This is a genomic window from Streptomyces sp. NPDC047022, from assembly GCF_040644155.1.
GTDB lineage: Bacteria > Actinomycetota > Actinomycetes > Streptomycetales > Streptomycetaceae > Streptomyces.
In genome coordinates this window covers 1-2,544 of the sequence record NZ_JBEYVV010000088.1, presented here as the reverse complement: position 1 = coordinate 2,544, position 2,544 = coordinate 1, and the positions used below count along the sequence as shown (strand labels likewise).

Genomic DNA, 2,544 nt, shown 5'->3' with positions numbered 1-2,544 from the left:
CGTCACATGCGTCACCGCATGCCGCGCCACCACCTCCACCAGACCCGCACCCGGCAGCAACTCCTTCGCATCCGCCACCACCAGCGCCGCACCACTGGACAACGCCACCACCACATCCGACACCGCCGCATCGAAACTCACCGACGCGAACTGCAGCAACCGGCTCCCCGCGTCCACCGCGAACCGCTCCACCTGAGCCGCCGCCAACGACGCCACACCCGCATGCGACACCGCCACACCCTTCGGCCGACCCGTCGACCCCGACGTATAGATCACATACGCCAACTGGGCAGACCTCAGGTCAACTTCCGGTGCCGCAGCCGACTGCCCGGCCACCGCAGCGGCGACCTCCGGGTCATCCAGCTCAACGACGTGGAGCCCGGCGACCGGCACATCCGCCGGCAGCTCTCCTCGGCCGATCACGACACCCGCCCCACTGTCCGCCAGCATGAATGCCAAGCGCTCTGCCGGATACTGTGGATCCAGCGGCAGATACGCCGCCCCCGTCTTCCACACCGCCAGAATCGCGGTGATCATCTCAACGCCCCTGGGCAGGCACAACCCGACCGGCCGCTGCAGTTGAACACCCTGATCGACCAGGTAGTGCGCCAGGCGGTTGGCCCGCGCGTCCAGTTCCGCGTACGTCACCGATGCACCGTCGGCGATGATCGCCACCGCGTCCCGCGTGCGTGCCACCTGGGCCTCGAACAGCTGGGAGGCGGTCAGTTCCGGCAGCGCTACGGCGGTGTCGTTCCACTCCGCCAGCACCTGGCGCCGGGCTGCGTCGTTGAGGACGTCCACGCGCGCGAGGCGGGTGTCCGGGGCGGTCTCCAGTGCGGTGACCAGGTTGTCCAGCGCGGAGTGCAGCAGCGCGCACACCCGGTCGGCGTCCACTCCGACCGCCTGCACGCTCACAGTGAACCCGGTGGGGCCACGGTCGTCGACGGCCACGCTCAACGGGTAGTTGGTGTGGTCCTGCGACGTCAGCAGGGTGATGCCGGCCAGGACGGCGCCGGTCTGCTCGGCGGCTGCCTGGTCGTAGCGGTAGTTGAAGAGCGACGTGAACAGCGGGCTGCCGCCCGGCACACCACTGACCTTCTGGGCGAGGGACAACGGGGCGTGCTCGTGCACCAGCAGCTCGGCCAGCTGCTGCCGCATCCCGTCGAGCGCCTCGGCCACACCCGTCTCGCCGACCCGCACGCGCACCGGCAACGTGTTGAGGAACAGGCCTGGCACCCGGTCCGAGCCCGCACCGGCGTTCATCCGGCCGAACAGCACGGTGCCGAACACCACGTCGTCCCGGCCGCTGACCGCCGCCAGCACCCGCGCCCACGCCAGGTGGAACACCGTGGCCGCGCTCACACCGAAGGCACGCGCCAACCCGCGCAAGCTGACGGCCAGTTCGTCGGCGACGGCGATCTGCGCATGGTCCACGCCGGTGCCGTCGCCATGCACGTCGAGCAGGCCGAACGGGGCCGTGGTCTCGTCCACGTCACCCAGCAGCTCGGTGAAGAATCGCTCGTGCTCGTCCTCCGTCACGCCGAGGCGGGCCTGCGCCACGAAGTCACGGAAGGGCAGCGGCTCGGGCAGCGAGTCGGCACGGCCGGAGAGGATCGCCCGCAGCTCGGCGAGCAGCACCTCCATCGTCGTGTGGTCCTGCACCAGGTGGTGGATCCGCAGCGCGGCCAGCCACCGGTCGGCGCCCGGGTCGGCGGCGATGTGCACCCGCATCAGCGGGGCCCGGCTCAGGTCCAGCCAGGACCCGGCTGCTGTGAGCAGCTGTTCGACAGCGTCGGTGCCCTGCGGGTCCAGCACGACTTCCTGGACTGGCAGTTCCACCCGGCGGGAGACCACCTGCACCGGCTCGCGCAGGCCCTCCCACACGATCGCGGTGCGGTAGATGTCATGCCGGTCGACCACCTGTTGCAACGCCCGGAGGAACAGATCCAACCGGTCGCGCGAGTCGAAGCCGAGGACGAACGGCATCGCGTAGACGTCCCCCTCGCCGCCCTCCCAAACGGCCATCAGGTGGTGGAAGAAGATCCCCTCCTGCAGCGGTGCGAGCGGGTAGACGTCCGCCAGGTTGACCGCGCCGCCGTCGACCGCCGCGACGACCGTGTCCACCTCTGCGGCGTCCAGCTCGACCAGCGGCAGCATCTCCGGGGTGATCTCGACGGCGCCCCCGGGGATCCGGTTCGCCGGTACCGCCACCTGCTCCGCACCGGCCGCGACCGCGAGCCCGGCCGGGGTCGGGGTCTGGAACAGTGCACGCACCGACACCGAGACACCTTGGCCGCGCAGGCTCTCCACCAGCGACACCGCAAGCAGCGAGTGCCCGCCCAGCCGGAAGAAGTCGTCGTCCACACCGACCGCGGACAGCCCGAGGGCGTCGGCGAACGCCTGGCAGATGATCTCCTCCCGGACCGTCGCCGGACCCCGGCCCACGGTGGCCGTGTAGTCGGGTGCGGGCAGGGCGCGGCGGTCGAGTTTGCCGTTCACCGTCAGCGGCAGCGTCTCCAGGACGACGAACGCCGACGGCACCAT

General features: G+C 70.8%; 1 protein-coding gene. It reads right to left on the bottom strand.

Annotated features, from left to right (window positions below):
* Positions 1–2,544: AMP-binding protein (locus ABZ845_RS31835; RefSeq protein WP_360987002.1), on the bottom strand; the 2,544-nt coding region annotated here is incomplete at both ends.